General features: G+C 73.2%; 12 protein-coding genes. 9 read left to right on the top strand and 3 right to left on the bottom strand.

Annotation, left to right across the window (positions count from 1 at the left end):
- Positions 1-103 precede the first annotated feature (103 nt).
- Positions 104-1,882: a dolichyl-phosphate-mannose--protein mannosyltransferase gene (locus FHP29_RS04305; RefSeq protein WP_240044300.1), complete on the bottom strand. Its 1,779-nt coding sequence runs from the start codon at positions 1,880-1,882 to the stop codon at positions 104-106.
- A 40-nt stretch (positions 1,883-1,922) separates the two neighbouring features.
- Here FHP29_RS04305 and rsmI point away from each other — a divergent pair, with 40 nt between their 5' ends.
- From rsmI to FHP29_RS04270, 7 genes are all read left to right on the top strand, one after another.
- Complete coding sequence (rsmI, locus tag FHP29_RS04300) at positions 1,923-2,759, top strand: 16S rRNA (cytidine(1402)-2'-O)-methyltransferase (RefSeq protein WP_139621608.1); 837 nt, start codon at positions 1,923-1,925, stop codon at positions 2,757-2,759.
- Positions 2,752-3,591 (top strand): alpha/beta fold hydrolase, encoded by an 840-nt coding sequence (locus FHP29_RS04295; protein ID WP_139621607.1) that lies wholly within the window; start codon positions 2,752-2,754, stop codon positions 3,589-3,591. Before rsmI ends, FHP29_RS04295 begins: the two co-directional genes overlap by 8 nt.
- On the top strand, positions 3,588-4,424 hold the full coding sequence (locus FHP29_RS04290) for a TatD family hydrolase (protein ID WP_139621606.1): 837 nt from the start codon (positions 3,588-3,590) through the stop codon (positions 4,422-4,424). Before FHP29_RS04295 ends, FHP29_RS04290 begins: the two co-directional genes overlap by 4 nt.
- A 268-nt stretch (positions 4,425-4,692) precedes the next feature.
- Entirely contained in the window at positions 4,693-5,859 is a 1,167-nt protein-coding gene (locus FHP29_RS23075; RefSeq protein WP_275669416.1) for a resuscitation-promoting factor, read from the top strand.
- A gap of 231 nt (positions 5,860-6,090) precedes the next feature.
- Positions 6,091-6,978, top strand: a complete 888-nt coding sequence (rsmA, locus tag FHP29_RS04280; protein ID WP_139621605.1) for a 16S rRNA (adenine(1518)-N(6)/adenine(1519)-N(6))-dimethyltransferase RsmA — start codon at positions 6,091-6,093, stop codon at positions 6,976-6,978.
- Positions 6,975-7,868 carry a 4-(cytidine 5'-diphospho)-2-C-methyl-D-erythritol kinase gene (locus FHP29_RS04275; RefSeq protein WP_139621604.1) on the top strand — a complete coding sequence of 298 codons (894 nt, stop codon included), beginning with the start codon at positions 6,975-6,977 and terminating at the stop codon, positions 7,866-7,868. Before rsmA ends, FHP29_RS04275 begins: the two co-directional genes overlap by 4 nt.
- Positions 7,861-9,687, top strand: coding sequence for an ABC-F family ATP-binding cassette domain-containing protein (locus FHP29_RS04270; RefSeq protein WP_139621603.1), 1,827 nt, complete (start codon positions 7,861-7,863; stop codon positions 9,685-9,687). Before FHP29_RS04275 ends, FHP29_RS04270 begins: the two co-directional genes overlap by 8 nt.
- Before the next feature lie 19 nt (positions 9,688-9,706).
- Here FHP29_RS04270 and FHP29_RS04265 read toward each other — a convergent pair whose 3' ends face one another.
- Positions 9,707-10,195, bottom strand: coding sequence for a MarR family winged helix-turn-helix transcriptional regulator (locus FHP29_RS04265; protein ID WP_139621602.1), 489 nt, complete (start codon positions 10,193-10,195; stop codon positions 9,707-9,709).
- 65 nt (positions 10,196-10,260) lie between these two features.
- Here FHP29_RS04265 and FHP29_RS04260 point away from each other — a divergent pair, with 65 nt between their 5' ends.
- Positions 10,261-11,169: an alpha/beta fold hydrolase gene (locus FHP29_RS04260; RefSeq protein WP_139621601.1), complete on the top strand. Its 909-nt coding sequence runs from the start codon at positions 10,261-10,263 to the stop codon at positions 11,167-11,169.
- Entirely contained in the window at positions 11,166-11,948 is a 783-nt protein-coding gene (locus FHP29_RS04255) for a methyltransferase domain-containing protein (RefSeq protein ID WP_139621600.1), read from the top strand. Before FHP29_RS04260 ends, FHP29_RS04255 begins: the two co-directional genes overlap by 4 nt.
- Before the next feature lie 227 nt (positions 11,949-12,175).
- On the opposite strand, the gene FHP29_RS04250 is transcribed toward FHP29_RS04255, so the two are convergent.
- On the bottom strand, positions 12,176-13,036 hold the full coding sequence (locus FHP29_RS04250; protein ID WP_139621599.1) for a hypothetical protein: 861 nt from the start codon (positions 13,034-13,036) through the stop codon (positions 12,176-12,178).
- Positions 13,037-13,097: the final 61 nt, after the last annotated feature.

The raw sequence follows: 13,097 nt of genomic DNA, 5'->3' as shown, positions 1-13,097 counted from the left end.
CCCCGCCAGCCACCTGCTCGCGGGGACATCGGCGCGCCGGGGCTGCCCGGAGGCTTCGAGCTCGGGGCCCAGGCGCCTCGCACCACCAACCAGCGAGACGTGCCTACACCCAGCGGGAGAACCAGATCCGGTCGAGCCATTCGCTGTGGGTCAGCATCTGGTTGGTCCAGATCGGCCAGAACCAGGCGAAGTTCACCAGCGTCAGCACGACGAACGCGCCGCCCACCACGACGCCGGCGGTACGCCGCGCCGAGGGTGCGCGCGAGGGCCCGATCAAGGTCCCGATCGTCAGGGTCAGGGCGATGACGGTGAACGGCAGGATCGCGATCGCGTAGAACAGGAAGATCGGCCGGTCGTCGTACTGCATCCACGGCAGCCAGGCCGACAGCGCGCCGACGACGGCGAGCCCGTAGCGCCAGTCGCGCGCGCCGATCCACATCACCACCGCGAACAAAAGCGCCAGCACGCCGCCCCACCACAGCACGGGCGTCGGCAGCAGGACCACCTGCTTGATGCAGTCGCTGTCCGCGGGAGCATCGCAGCCGGGAGCGTCCGGTGAGATGTCGTTGGTGACGGCGACGCCGACCGGTCGGTTGATGAGCAGCCAGCTCGACGGCTTCGACTCGTAGAAGTGCGTGGAGCAGTCGAGGAAGTGGGTGTGGAAGGTGAAGACGTCCTGGTGGTAGTACCAGAGGGAGCGCAGCGACTGCCAGGCCTCGCCGGGGCCGCTCGCGTCCTTCTCGCTCGCCGTCGGCCATTTCTTCGAGGTGTCGAGGTGCTCGGCGACGTAGTGCTCGTCGTCGGAGTCCTTCTCCTTCTCCTTCTCCTTCTCCTTCTCCTTCTCCTTCTCGCAGTGCCCCTGTCCGGTGTACTGGCGGTACTGCGTGGAGCTGAGGTGCTCCTCGTACTCCTTCGCGTGTGCCAGCCAGCCGCCCCAGGTCGCGATGTAGACCAGCAGGGCCACCACGACCAGCGAGAGGAACGCGGGGATGCCGTCCGCGATCGCGCCCTTGACCAGTGGCCAGCGGATGCCGAGCGAGCGACGCGCGCCCGCGCTCCAGATCCAGCACAGCACACCCAGCGCCGCGAGCGGGTAGAGCGCGGTCCACTTGGTCCCGATCGCCAGCCCGAAGCAGACGCCGGAGGCCAGCAGCCACGGCCGGAACAGCACCGGCGGACCCCAGCCCGTCAGTGCGACCCCGTCGTCCGTACGACGCGCCCGCCGCGCGAGGCGCGCCCGGTGCCAGTCGCGGTCGGCCACCAGGCAGGCCACGGCGCAGAGCAGGAACAACGCCAGGAAGATGTCGAGCAGGGCCAGACGCGAGAGCACGAAGTGCAGGCCGTCGAGCATGAGCAGCGTGCCGGCGATGCAGCCCAGTGTCGTCGAGCCGGTCATCCGTCGTACCAGCCGGCACATGACCAGCACCATCAGCGCACCCGCGACGGCGGAGGCGATCCGCCAGCCGAACGGGTCCATCCCGAAGGCCTTCTCGCCGAGCGCGATCAGCCACTTGCCGACGTCCGGATGCACCGCCAGCGACGGCTCGCCCGTCCACACCTTGTCCGAATGGCCGGCCAGGATGTCGGCGTTGATGTCGGTCTTCGTCTTGCCGTCGGCGTCGCTCAGGTAGGTCTGGACGTAGCCGTTGTTGAGCAGCGACCACGCGTCCTTCGCGTAGTACGTCTCGTCGAAGGCGAAGCGGTGCGGATTGCCGAGTCCGACCAGCCGCAGTCCGAACGCCAGCAGGGTCAGCGCGATCGGCCCGGCCCATCCGACGAGCCGCTCCCGGCCGGACAGCCGCCGGATCGGGCTCGCCGCCCGCTCGACCCCCAATGGCACCCGTCGACCGAGCGCGGTGCGGGAGAGGCCGACGACGGTCACGGTGAGTCACCCTACGACCCACGTCTGCAAGGATCGTGCCGTGACTGGAGTCCTGGTGCTGGCGGGTACGCCGATCGGCCAGGTCGGCGACGCACCGCCCCGGCTGGCCGAGGAGTTGGCCGCCGCGGGCGTCGTCGCGGCCGAGGACACCCGGCGGCTGCGCCGGCTGGTCACCGACCTCGGCATCGAGCTGTCCGGCCGCGTCGTGTCCTACTTCGAGGGCAACGAGGCGGCCCGCACGCCCGCCCTCGTCGAGGCGCTGGAGAGCGGGGAGCGGGTGGTGCTGGTCACCGACGCCGGGATGCCGAGCGTGTCCGACCCGGGCTACCGGCTGGTGGCGGCGGCCGTCGCGGCCGGCATCCGGGTCACGGCCGTCCCCGGGCCCTCGGCGGTCCTGACCGCGCTCGCCGTGTCCGGTCTGCCCGTCGACCGGTTCTGCTTCGAGGGCTTCTTGCCGCGCAAGGCGGGGGAGCGCTCGCGCCGGCTCGCCGACCTCGCGGACGAGCAGCGCACGATGGTGTTCTTCGAGGCACCCCACCGCACCCAGGCGGCGCTCGAGGCGATGCGCGACGCCTTCGGCGCCGAGCGGGCCGCCGCCGTGTGCCGCGAGCTGACCAAGACCCACGAGGAGGTGCGGCGAGACGACCTCGCCGCACTCGTCGACTGGGCCGCCGACGGCGTACGCGGCGAGGTCACCATCGTGGTGACGGGCGCGACCCCGGGCGCCGGTGTCGCGACGGACCCCGACAGCCTGCGCGCCGCGGTGGCCGAGCTCGAGGAGACCGGGATGCGGCGCAAGGAGGCGATCGCGACGGTCGCCGGCCGGGCGGGGCTCCCGAAGAGAGACGTCTACCAGGTGGTGCACATCGATGGGTGAGCCGATCACGAGCGTCGTCCGCGACGGCCTGACGTTCGATGTGTACGACGAGGGGCCGGCCGACGCGGAACCGATCCTGCTGCTGCACGGCTTCCCCGAGCGGTCCACCTGCTGGCGACATGTCGCGCCGCTGCTCCACAAGGCCGGCTACCGCACGGTCGCGATGGACCAGCGCGGCTACTCGCCCGGCGCGCGGCCGTCGCGGCGGCGTGACTACCGGGCGGAGGAGCTGCTCGGTGACGCGCTCGCCCTCGCCGACGCGGTGGGCGGGCGGGTGCACGTGGTCGGACACGACTGGGGCGCGATCCCCGCCTGGCTGCTCGCGGCCCACCACCCCGAGCGGGTCGCGAGCCTGACCGCCGTCTCCGTGCCGCACCCCGCGGCGTTCCTGGCCGCCATGGTGCGATCCCCTCAGCTGCTGCACTCCTGGTACATGGCCGCCTTTCAGGTGCCCCTCGTGCCCGAGCGTCTCCTCGGCAGCGGCGGTCGCATCGCCGACCGGATGGTGTCGTCCTTCGGCATGCGCGAGGACGACGTGCGCCGCTTCCGCGCCGAGATCGTCGACGCCGGGATCCTGCCGACCGCCCTGAACTGGTACCGCGCCCTCCCGCTCGCCGGCCCGGGCCTGCTGCGCCGCAAGGTCACCGTGCCGACCACGATGGTGTGGAGCGACCAGGACGTCGCCGTGGAGCGCTGGGGCCCCGAGCACACCGACCGGTGGGTCGACGCTCCTTTCCGGTTCGTCCCCCTCGAGGGCGTCTCGCACTGGATTCCCACGCACGCGCCCGACGCGCTCGCCGAGGCGATCCTCGACCGGGTGCGGTCGGCATGATCTCCGCGCCCGAGCCGCTGCCCCACCCGGTCGTCGACAACCACTGCCACCTCGACATCGGTCGCGGCGACGAGCAGCCCCGCCCCGCGGGAGAGGCGATCGCCGCGGCGGCCGCCGTCGGCGTACGACGCATCGTGCAGATCGGCTGCGACCTGCCCGGTGCCCGGTGGGCGGTCGCCGCCGCGGCCGAGCACCCCGAGCTGGTCGCCGGTGTGGCGCTGCACCCCAACGAGGCGCCGCGGATCCTCGCCGACGGCGGGCGGGCCGCGCTCGAGGCCGCGTGGGACGAGATCGAGCGCCTCGCCGGCGCGCACCCGAAGGTGCGCGCGGTGGGGGAGACCGGGCTCGACGCCTTCCGGACCGGCGAGGAGGGCCGGGCGGTCCAGATCGAGTCCTTCCGCCGGCACGTCGACATCGCCAAGCGGCTCGACAAGACGCTGGTCATCCACGACCGCGACACCCACGACGAGGTCCTCGAGGTGCTCGACGGCGAGGGAGCCCCCGAGCGGTGGGTGATGCACTGCTTCTCCGGCGACGCCGCCTTCGCCCGAGCCTGCCTCGACCGTGGCGCCCACCTCTCCTTCGCGGGCACGGTGACGTTCAAGAACGCCGATCCGCTGCGGGAGGCGCTGCGGATCGCGCCGCTCGACCGGGTGCTCGTGGAGACCGACGCGCCGTACCTCACGCCGGTGCCCCACCGCGGGCGCACCAACGCGTCGTACCTCGTCCCGCTCACGGTGCGCGCCATGGCCGCCGAGCGGGGCGACGACCTGACCGAGCTGTGCGCGGCGATCGACGCCAACACCGAGCGGGCCTTCGGCGGCTCCTGGTAGCCGTCACGCCGTCGTGTGACCCCTGTGACGGATGAGACGCACCGCGCGTGAATCAGGTCACCCGGACCAGCGGTGAGGGGCCTCGCCAAGTTGGCATTCCGGGCCGGCGGCTGTTCTCGTGGATGACTGACGGCCGGGATCGGGAAGCAGTTCCTCGACCAGCTCACCACCGATCCGACCGCCGACGCACAGCCTCCACGGCCCGTGCGAGGGGGGTCGGATCCGAGCTGGTCGCTCGAGGCCCGGGCAGTACGACGTTCGGAGAATCGTGCGACTTGCGCACCCCACCCTCGCCCAGCTCGCCTCCGGCCAGACTCTGAGGACCGCCTTCCTCGGACTGGCCCACAGCCGCAAGGTCCTCACGCTGACCGTCGCCGCCGTCCTCCTGGCGGTGTCCGCGGTGACGTGGGGCTACTCCTCGATGAGCACCGAGGTCCGGCTGTCGGTCGACGGCAAGGAGCGCACCGTCTCCACGATGGGCGACACCGTCGCCGACGTCCTGCGTGACGAGGGCATCGAGGTGACCGGGCGCGACATCGTGCAGCCCGGTCCCGGGGAGCGGGTCGAGGCCGGCGACCGGATCGCGATCCGGTTCAGCCGCCCGGTCGAGCTGACGGTCGACGGGGTGACGAGCACCCACTGGGTCACCGCCACCGACGTCGGCGGCGCCCTCGCCGAGATCGGCGTCGTGGACCCCGACAGCCGCCTCTCCACCAGCCGTGGCGCCGACATCGACCGCGGCGGTGCCGCCATCGACGTGGTCACCCCCAAGCAGCTCACGTTCGTGCTCGCCGGGCAGGACCCGGTCACTCGCGAGGTCCCCGCGCTGACCGTCGAGGACGCGCTGGCCGAGGTCGGCGTGGATCTCGACGAGTACGACAAGGTGCGCCCCGCCCGCGGCACCGAGCTCACCGAGGGCGACCGGATCGTGTTCACGGACATCGAGAAGCGTGAGCGCTCGGTCACCGGCGAGGTGGTGAAGGCGCCGGTGCAGAAGGTCTCCGACGACTCGATGTACCAGGGCCAGTCCAAGGTCGTCACCGAAGGCGTCCCCGGCACCCGCGACGTCACCTACAAGGTCACCGTCCGCAACGGCAAGGTCGTGCGTCGCGTCGAGGTCACCTCCACCGTGACCGCCGAGCCGACCCCCGAGGTCGTCAAGGTCGGCACCAAGCCGGTCGTCGAGTCCGGCAACACCGTGTGGGACCGCCTCGCCCAGTGCGAGGCCGGCGGCAACTGGCACATCAACACCGGCAACGGCTACTACGGCGGCCTGCAGTTCAACGTCGGCACCTGGCGCGCCAACGGCGGCTCCGGCTACCCCCACCAGGCCTCCCGCGAGGAGCAGATCCGCATCGCCACCCGGCTCCGCGACGCCTCGGGCGGGTACGGCGCCTGGCCGGGCTGTGCCGCGAAGCTGGGCCTCCCGCGCTGACGAGGTGCCACCCAGGGACCCCCGAGGTGCCACCCAAGGACCCCCGAGGTGCCAGCGCGCGTCCGCCGGCGGGCGGGTGACGGTCCCCGGAATCCACAGGGACCGGATTCGGCACCTCGCAGGTTCCCGAACTGGCACCTCGCAGGTCCCGAACTGGCACCTCGCAGGTCCTGGGTTGGCACCTCGCCGGGCCGAACCTGGCACTTCGTGGAGAGCCGATAGCCTGAGGACATGCCTGAGACCTCCGCGCCGCGGCTGCTGGGCCCGGCGGAGGTCCGGGAGCTTGCTGCACGGCTGGACGTGCGGCCGACCAAGCAGCGCGGTCAGAACTTCGTGATCGACGCCAACACGGTGCGCCGGATCGTGCGCGAGTCCGGGGTGGCCGAGGGTGAGGTGGTCCTCGAGGTCGGCCCCGGGCTCGGGTCGCTCACCTTGGCCCTGCTCGAGGTGGGGGCCGAGGTGACCGCCGTGGAGATCGACCCGGTGCTGGCCGCCGAGCTCCCGGCCACCATCGCCACCTTCGCGCCCCACCAGGCCGAGCGGTTCCGGGTCGTGCTCGCGGACGCCCTGAGCGTCACCGAGATCCCCGGCCCGCCGCCCCAGGCGCTGGTGGCCAACCTGCCCTACAACGTGTCGGTCCCCGTCCTGCTCCACCTCATGGCCCTGCTGCCGTCGCTGGAGCACGGCCTGGTCATGGTGCAGGCGGAGGTGGCCGACCGCCTGGCCGCGCCGCCGGGATCGAAGACCTACGGCGTGCCCTCGGCCAAGGCGGCCTGGTTCGCCGACGTACGGCGGGCGGGGGCGATCGGGCGCAACGTCTTCTGGCCCGCGCCCAACGTCGACTCCGGCCTGGTCGCGTGGACCCACCGCGAGCCGCCGACCGACCAGGTGAGTCGCGAGGAGGTGTTCGCGGTGATCGACGCCGCGTTCGCGCACCGCCGCAAGGCCCTGCGCGGCGTGCTGCGCACCCTTGCCGGAGGTGCGGAGCAGGCCGAGGCGGCCCTGCGGACGGCGGGCATCGACCCGCTGACCCGCGGCGAGGCTCTCGGCATCGACGAGTTCGTGGCGATCGCGGTCGCCCTCCACGAGGCTGCGGCCGTTCCGAGAGGCAGTGCATGACGCAGGTGACGGTGCGGGCCCCCGCGAAGGTCAACCTCCACCTCGGAGTCGGGGGCCTGCGGCCCGACGGCAAGCACGCCCTCGCCACCGTCTACCAGGCGGTGGGCCTCTACGACGACGTCACCGTCGTCGAGTCCGACCACTGGGCGGTCGGGCTGACCGAGCCGGCCGACGGCGTACCCCTCGACGACGACAACATCGCCATCCGGGCAGGGAAGGCGCTGGCGGCCCATCACGGGATCGACCGGGCCGCGCGGATCACGATCGCGAAGGGCATCCCCGTGATGGGCGGCATGGCCGGCGGCTCCGCCGACGCCGCGGCGAGCCTGCTGGCGCTGGACCGGCTCTGGGACCTGCAGACCTCCGACGACGACCTGCTGCGCATCGCCGGCAGGCTCGGCAGCGACGTCCCGTTCGCCCTGCTGGGAGGTACGGCGCTCGGCACGGGCCACGGTGAGATCGTCACCCCCGTCGAGGACGCCAGCTCGGTGTGGTGGGTCGTGGTGCTGTCCGACGACGGGCTGTCGACGCCGGCGGTCTACGCCCACTTCGACGAGCTCGTGCCCGACGCCCCGGTCGAGCCGCCGGTCCCCGACGCCCTGGTCGCGGCCCTCGCGACCGGCTACACCGACGAGATCGGCGACCTCCTGGCCAACGACCTGTGGGCCGCGGCCCGCGACCTGCGCCCTGACCTGGTCGACGTCGAGGTCCGGCTGCGCACCCTGTCCCCGGACGGCGTGCTGCTCTCCGGCTCGGGCCCGACCCTGCTGGTCCTGCACGAGGACGTCGAGGAGGCGCGCACCACGGTGGCCGAGCTGACCGAGCAGGGACTCCGCTGCACCCTCGCCCCCGGCCCCGTCGCCGGAGCGCACGTGGTGACCTATGGCTGAGCCGCGCAGCCTGCTGAGCCTCGAGCGGGTCTCGAAGTCGTACGGCGTCCGCCCCCTCCTCACCGACGTGTCGCTCGGCGTCGGCGAGGGTGAGCGGATCGGGATCGTCGGCCGCAACGGCGACGGCAAGACCACGCTGCTGCGGATCATGACCGGCGCGGAGGAGCCCGACCAGGGCCGGGTCTCGCGCCAGCGCGGCCTGCTGGTCGGCGTGCTGGCCCAGCAGGACGACTTCGACGACACCCACACCGTCCGCGAGGTCGTGCTCGGCGGGATGGCCGACCACGAGTGGGCGGCCGACTTCCGGCTGCGGGAGATCGTCGACGTCCTCCTCGCCGGCGTCGACCTCGACCGCGCGGTCCACGGCCTGTCCGGCGGCGAGCGTCGCCGCTGCGCGCTGGCCGGCCTGCTGCTCGGCGATCACGACCTGGTGATCCTCGACGAGCCCACCAACCACCTCGACGTCGAGGCCGTTGCCTGGCTCGCCGCGCACCTGGCCGCGCGCTCCTCCGCCCTGGTCGTGGTCACCCACGACCGTTGGTTCCTGGACGCCGTGTGCCAGCAGACCTGGGAGGTCCACGACGGCGTCGTGGACACCTACGAGGGTGGGTACGCCGCCTTCGTGCTCGCCAAGGCCGAGCGGCAGCGCCAGGCGGCGGCCTCCGAGGCGCGGCGGCAGAACCTCGTCCGCAAGGAGCTCGCCTGGCTGCGCCGCGGCGCTCCGGCGCGGACCTCCAAGCCGAAGTTCCGCATCGACGCCGCCAACGCCCTCATCGAGGACGTCCCGCCGCCGCGCGACCGCCTGGAGCTGCAGCGCTTCGCGACCCAGCGACTCGGCAAGGACGTCATCGACGTCGAGGACGTCGACTTCTCCCGAGGCACCCGCCAGCTGCTCTCCCACGCCACCTGGCGGCTCGGACCCGGCGACCGGGTCGGCCTCGTCGGGGTCAACGGCGCCGGGAAGACGTCGGTCCTCTCGCTGCTCTCCGGGGAGGCCGCGCCGTCGGCCGGACAGGTGCGCCACGGCCGGACCGTCGCGATCCAGCACCTCTCGCAGAACGTCGAGTTCGACGACCCCGAGGCCCGCGTGCTCGCGACGGTCGAGGGCATCCGCCGCGTCACCCGCACCGCCGACGGCGAGATCAGCGCGTCCTCGATGCTCGAGCGGTTCGGGTTCACCGGCGACAAGCTGACCGCCCGGATCGGCGACCTGTCCGGCGGTGAGCGCCGCCGCTTCCAACTGCTCCGGCTCCTGCTCACCGAGCCCAACGTGCTCCTCCTCGACGAGCCCACCAACGACCTCGACATCGAGACGCTCAACGTCCTCGAGGACTTCCTCGACGGCTGGCCCGGCACCCTCGTCGTGGTCTCCCACGACCGCTACTTCCTCGAGCGCGTCACCGACTCGGTCTGGGCGCTGCTCGGCGACGGCCGGATCTCGATGCTGCCCCGCGGCGTCGACGAGTACCTCGAGCGCAGGGAGCGGGGGGCGAGGAGCGAGCTCCCCGCGAACCGCGGCGAAGATCGAGCAAGCGTCGCGACCGAGAGCCCAGCGACGGTGCCCGCCACGGTGCCCGCCACGGGGCCCAAGGCCAAGTCCGGGTCCGCCGAGGAGCGCGCCGCGAAGAAGACCGTCGCCCGCCTGGACAAGGTCCTCGCCCGGCTCCACGACCGCGAGGCCGAGCTGAGCGCCGAGCTGGCCGCGCACGCGACCGACCCCGAACGGCTCGCCACGATCGGCGCCGAGCTCGCCGCGCTCCACGAGGAGAAGGAGGCCGCGGAGCTGGAGTGGCTCGAGGCCGCCGAGCTGCTCGACTGAGAGCTGCCTGGGGGCAGGGTCAGTCGGCGAACGGCACCAACAGGCGCCGGAGCAGGCCGGCGAGCTCGGACTGAGCGTCCTGCGACAACCCCGACAGCAGGTCCCCCTCGGCCTCCAGGAGGGCCGTGAAGGCGCCATCGACGGCCTCCTTCCCCTCGGGGGTGAGCCGGACGAGCACGCCCCGGCGGTCGGAGGGGTCGGGGTGCCGCTCGACCAGTCCCCGGGCCGTCAGCCGGTCGACCCGGTTGGTCATGGTCCCGCTCGTCACCAGGGTCTCGCGCAGCAGGCGTCCGGGGGAGAGCTCGTAGGGCTCGCCGGCCCGCCGCAGCGCGGCCAGGACGTCGAACTCCCAAGACTCGATGTCGTGGGTGGTGAACGCATGCCTGCGGGCCCGGTCCACGTGGTGCGCCAGCCGCGAGATGCGGCTGAACACCGCCACCGGGCCGAGGTCCAGGTCGCTGCGCTCACGCGCCCACGCCTCGATCAGCTCGTCCACCTCGTCCCGCACGACCCCACCCTAGCCGACGGATCAAGAATCTTGAGATCAAGATAAATGCGGCGTAGGGTCGACGCGTGAGCATCCGCACCACCGACCTCGGCCCGGTCGTGCTGGCCGGCCTGACCTGGGGCGACCTCGACGACCACGAGCGCCCGCTGGCCCTGCTCCTCCACGGGTTCCCGGACACCGCACACACCTGGCGCCACCTCGGGCCCGCCCTCGCGGACGCGGGCTACCGCGTGCTGGCCCCGTTCACCCGCGGCTATGCGCCCAGCACACTCCCGGTCGACGGCAGCTACCACGTCCCAGCCCTCATGCACGACGTGCTCGGTCTCCATCGCGTGCACGGCGGGGACGACCGCGCCGTGCTCGTGGGGCACGACTGGGGCGCGATCACCGCCAACGGGATCGCCGCGTCGAGCGCCAACCCGTTCGGCGTGATCGTCTCGCTGGCCGTTCCTCCCTTCTCCGTGATGGGGCCGCGCCGCGACGACCTCGGCCGCTGGCTGCGGATCCTGCCCCGCCAGGCGGGGCTGAGCTGGTACACCCTCTTCAACCAGTTGCCCCGACTGCCCGAGCAGCGCTTCGACGCCCTCGTCGCGCACCTGTGGCGCCGCTGGTCCCCGGGCCACGATCCGGGCGAGGACCTGGCGCATCTGGCGGCAGCCATGCCCGACGACGCGCACAAGGCCGCCGCCATCGGCTACTACCGCGCCCAACGCCGCCCCGACCGGCTCCCGGTGCGCTACCGGTCGCTGGCCCAGGACTGGACCGGCGAGCCGCGGGTGCCGCTGCTCTACCTGCAGGGCGCCGACGACGGCTGCCTCGACGTGCGCTGGGCCGAGAGGATCGGAGGCCGCCTGCCGGCGGGCGGCCGCGTGGGCGTCGTCGACGGCGCCGGCCACTTCCTCCAGGTCGAGCGCCCCGACGTCGTCAACGCACGCATCCTCGAGCACCTCCGCGAGGGGGTGCGCCACACGTGAGCTCCGGGTGGGATCCCCAGCGCTACCTGACCTACGCCGACGAGCGCGGGCGCCCGTTCCTCGACCTCGTCGGCCGGGTCGCCGCCGTCGAGCCACGGGTCGTGGTCGACCTCGGTTGTGGACCTGGCAACCTCACCTCCCTCCTCCCTGATCGCTGGCCGGCCGCGGCGATCACCGGTGTCGACTCCAGTGACGCCATGATCCGTGCCGCCTCCGACAGTTCGGCCGCCGAGCGGGTGGCCTTCCACAGGGCGGACCTCCGCGACTGGCTGGCGGGCGCGCCCGCGGACAGCGTCGACGTGCTGGTCTCCAACGCGACCCTGCAGTGGTTGCCCGAGCATCTCGACCTGATGCCGGCCCTCGTCCGCGCCGTCGCGCCCGGCGGCTGGCTGGCCCTCCAGGTCCCGGGCAACCACGACGAGCCCAGTCACACGCTGCGCGCCGAGCTCGCCGCCGAGCCGCCCTACGACGTCCACACCGCGGGCGTCGCCGCTCCGCACGCCCACGGCGCACGGACCTATCTGCGCGCGCTGCAGGCGCTCGGCTGCACCGTCGACGCGTGGGAGACCACCTATCTCCACGTCCTGCGCGGACCCGACCCGGTCTTCACCTGGATCTCCGGCACAGGTGCCCGACCGACCCTGCAGGCGCTCCCGGACGGCCTGCGGGCACGCTTCGAGGAGGAGCTCAAGGCCCGTCTGCGCGCGGCGTACCCCGACGACGGGAACGGCGTGGTCCTGCCCTTCCGCCGGATCTTCGTGGTGGCGCGGAAGGGCTGAGTCGCGCCGGCTCTGGTCGCGAGGACGGACGCAGCCGCCGGGATTCCCCTCCCTCCGGGGAACCCCGGCGGCTGTTGCTCCCGCCCGCGGTGGTGGTGCGGAGCCGAGGCGGCTGCGTCCCGTTGTCGGGGTCCGGGCCCGCAGCATCCCCCCAGACGCTGCTGCCCTGCGCCGTTCCTCCCGGCCCCCCAGCCGGGTCGGATCGGCGCCGCAGCCGCCTCGGCTGCTCAGGGGGCGGCCCGGCCGCCCGGATATCGGGATCGGCGGGTCGCGTGGTGGACGTGCCCGGGGACGCGGTGACCGCGGTCCTGGGCGCGGCACAGGTCGACGACCGACCTGAACACCGCGACCGCGTGGGACGGGCCCGCCTGGTCCGCGAGCTCGACGATCCGGCTCGCGTACGGCGACCAGGGGTCGGCCATGATCATCGCGACGTGGTGGCGCCACTCGTGCACCGTCCCGTGCGCCGCGATGTCGACGAGCTCCTCCACGGAGTCCAGCAGCGGGACGGTCCAGGCCCGGTCGACCCCCTGCACGAGGAGGGCGTGCGCGGCGCGCAGGCAGGTGTCGTCGATAGTGCCGCTGCGCGGAGCGGTCCCCGGGTGCGACGCGAGCCGCCGGACCAGGCCGGGCACCAGCATCCGGCGCATCGCGGCCGTGGTCACGGGCAGGCGCGCGTCGGTCTCGAGGGCGGTGCCGTAGCGGTGCTGGAGGCGCGCGAGCCGGTCGTGGCCGAGCTCGTCGGCCAGCCCGGAGAGGGCCGCGAGCTCCTCGACATCGCCGAAGAGCGCGAGCCCGACGAGGTTCGCCGCGGCGGCACAGGCCGGAAGGGTGTGCGAGATGTCCTCGTGCTCCTCGACGAGCGCGAGCAGCCGCTCCCACACGTCGAGGTCCTCGGCCTGCACCCCTCGCGTGCGGGACAGGGTCTCGTCGATGACGTCGAGGAAGAGCTGCTCGTGGGGCAGCCCGGCCGCGCGGCGTACGTCCACGTGCGCGCGCAGGGCGTCCGCCCGGCGGGTCAGGGAGCGGGGGCGCAGCGCGACGACGGGAGCAAGCGAACGCGTGGCGGTCGGTCGCGTCGTGCTCATCTCTCTCCGATCGATCCGGTGCCCGCCCCGGGCGGGGCCTTCACCGGACTGGACGGAGCGC

Origin of the sequence: Nocardioides albidus (assembly GCF_006335005.1) — a bacterium.
GTDB lineage: Bacteria > Actinomycetota > Actinomycetes > Propionibacteriales > Nocardioidaceae > Nocardioides > Nocardioides albidus.
The sequence above is the reverse complement of the archived record's forward strand: the minus strand, read 5'-3'. Positions and strand labels throughout refer to the sequence as shown.

Excerpts from the sequence above, each read along its gene's own strand:
- FHP29_RS04250 (WP_139621599.1), bottom strand. The coding sequence starts at position 13,036 with ATGAGCACGACGCGACCGACCGCCACGCGTTCGCTTGCTCCCGTCGTC.
- FHP29_RS04270 (WP_139621603.1), top strand. The coding sequence starts at position 7,861 with ATGGCTGAGCCGCGCAGCCTGCTGAGCCTCGAGCGGGTCTCGAAGTCG.
- FHP29_RS04275 (WP_139621604.1), top strand. The coding sequence starts at position 6,975 with ATGACGCAGGTGACGGTGCGGGCCCCCGCGAAGGTCAACCTCCACCTC.
- FHP29_RS04290 (WP_139621606.1), top strand. The coding sequence starts at position 3,588 with ATGATCTCCGCGCCCGAGCCGCTGCCCCACCCGGTCGTCGACAACCAC.
- rsmA (WP_139621605.1), top strand. The coding sequence starts at position 6,091 with ATGCCTGAGACCTCCGCGCCGCGGCTGCTGGGCCCGGCGGAGGTCCGG.
- FHP29_RS04295 (WP_139621607.1), top strand. The coding sequence starts at position 2,752 with ATGGGTGAGCCGATCACGAGCGTCGTCCGCGACGGCCTGACGTTCGAT.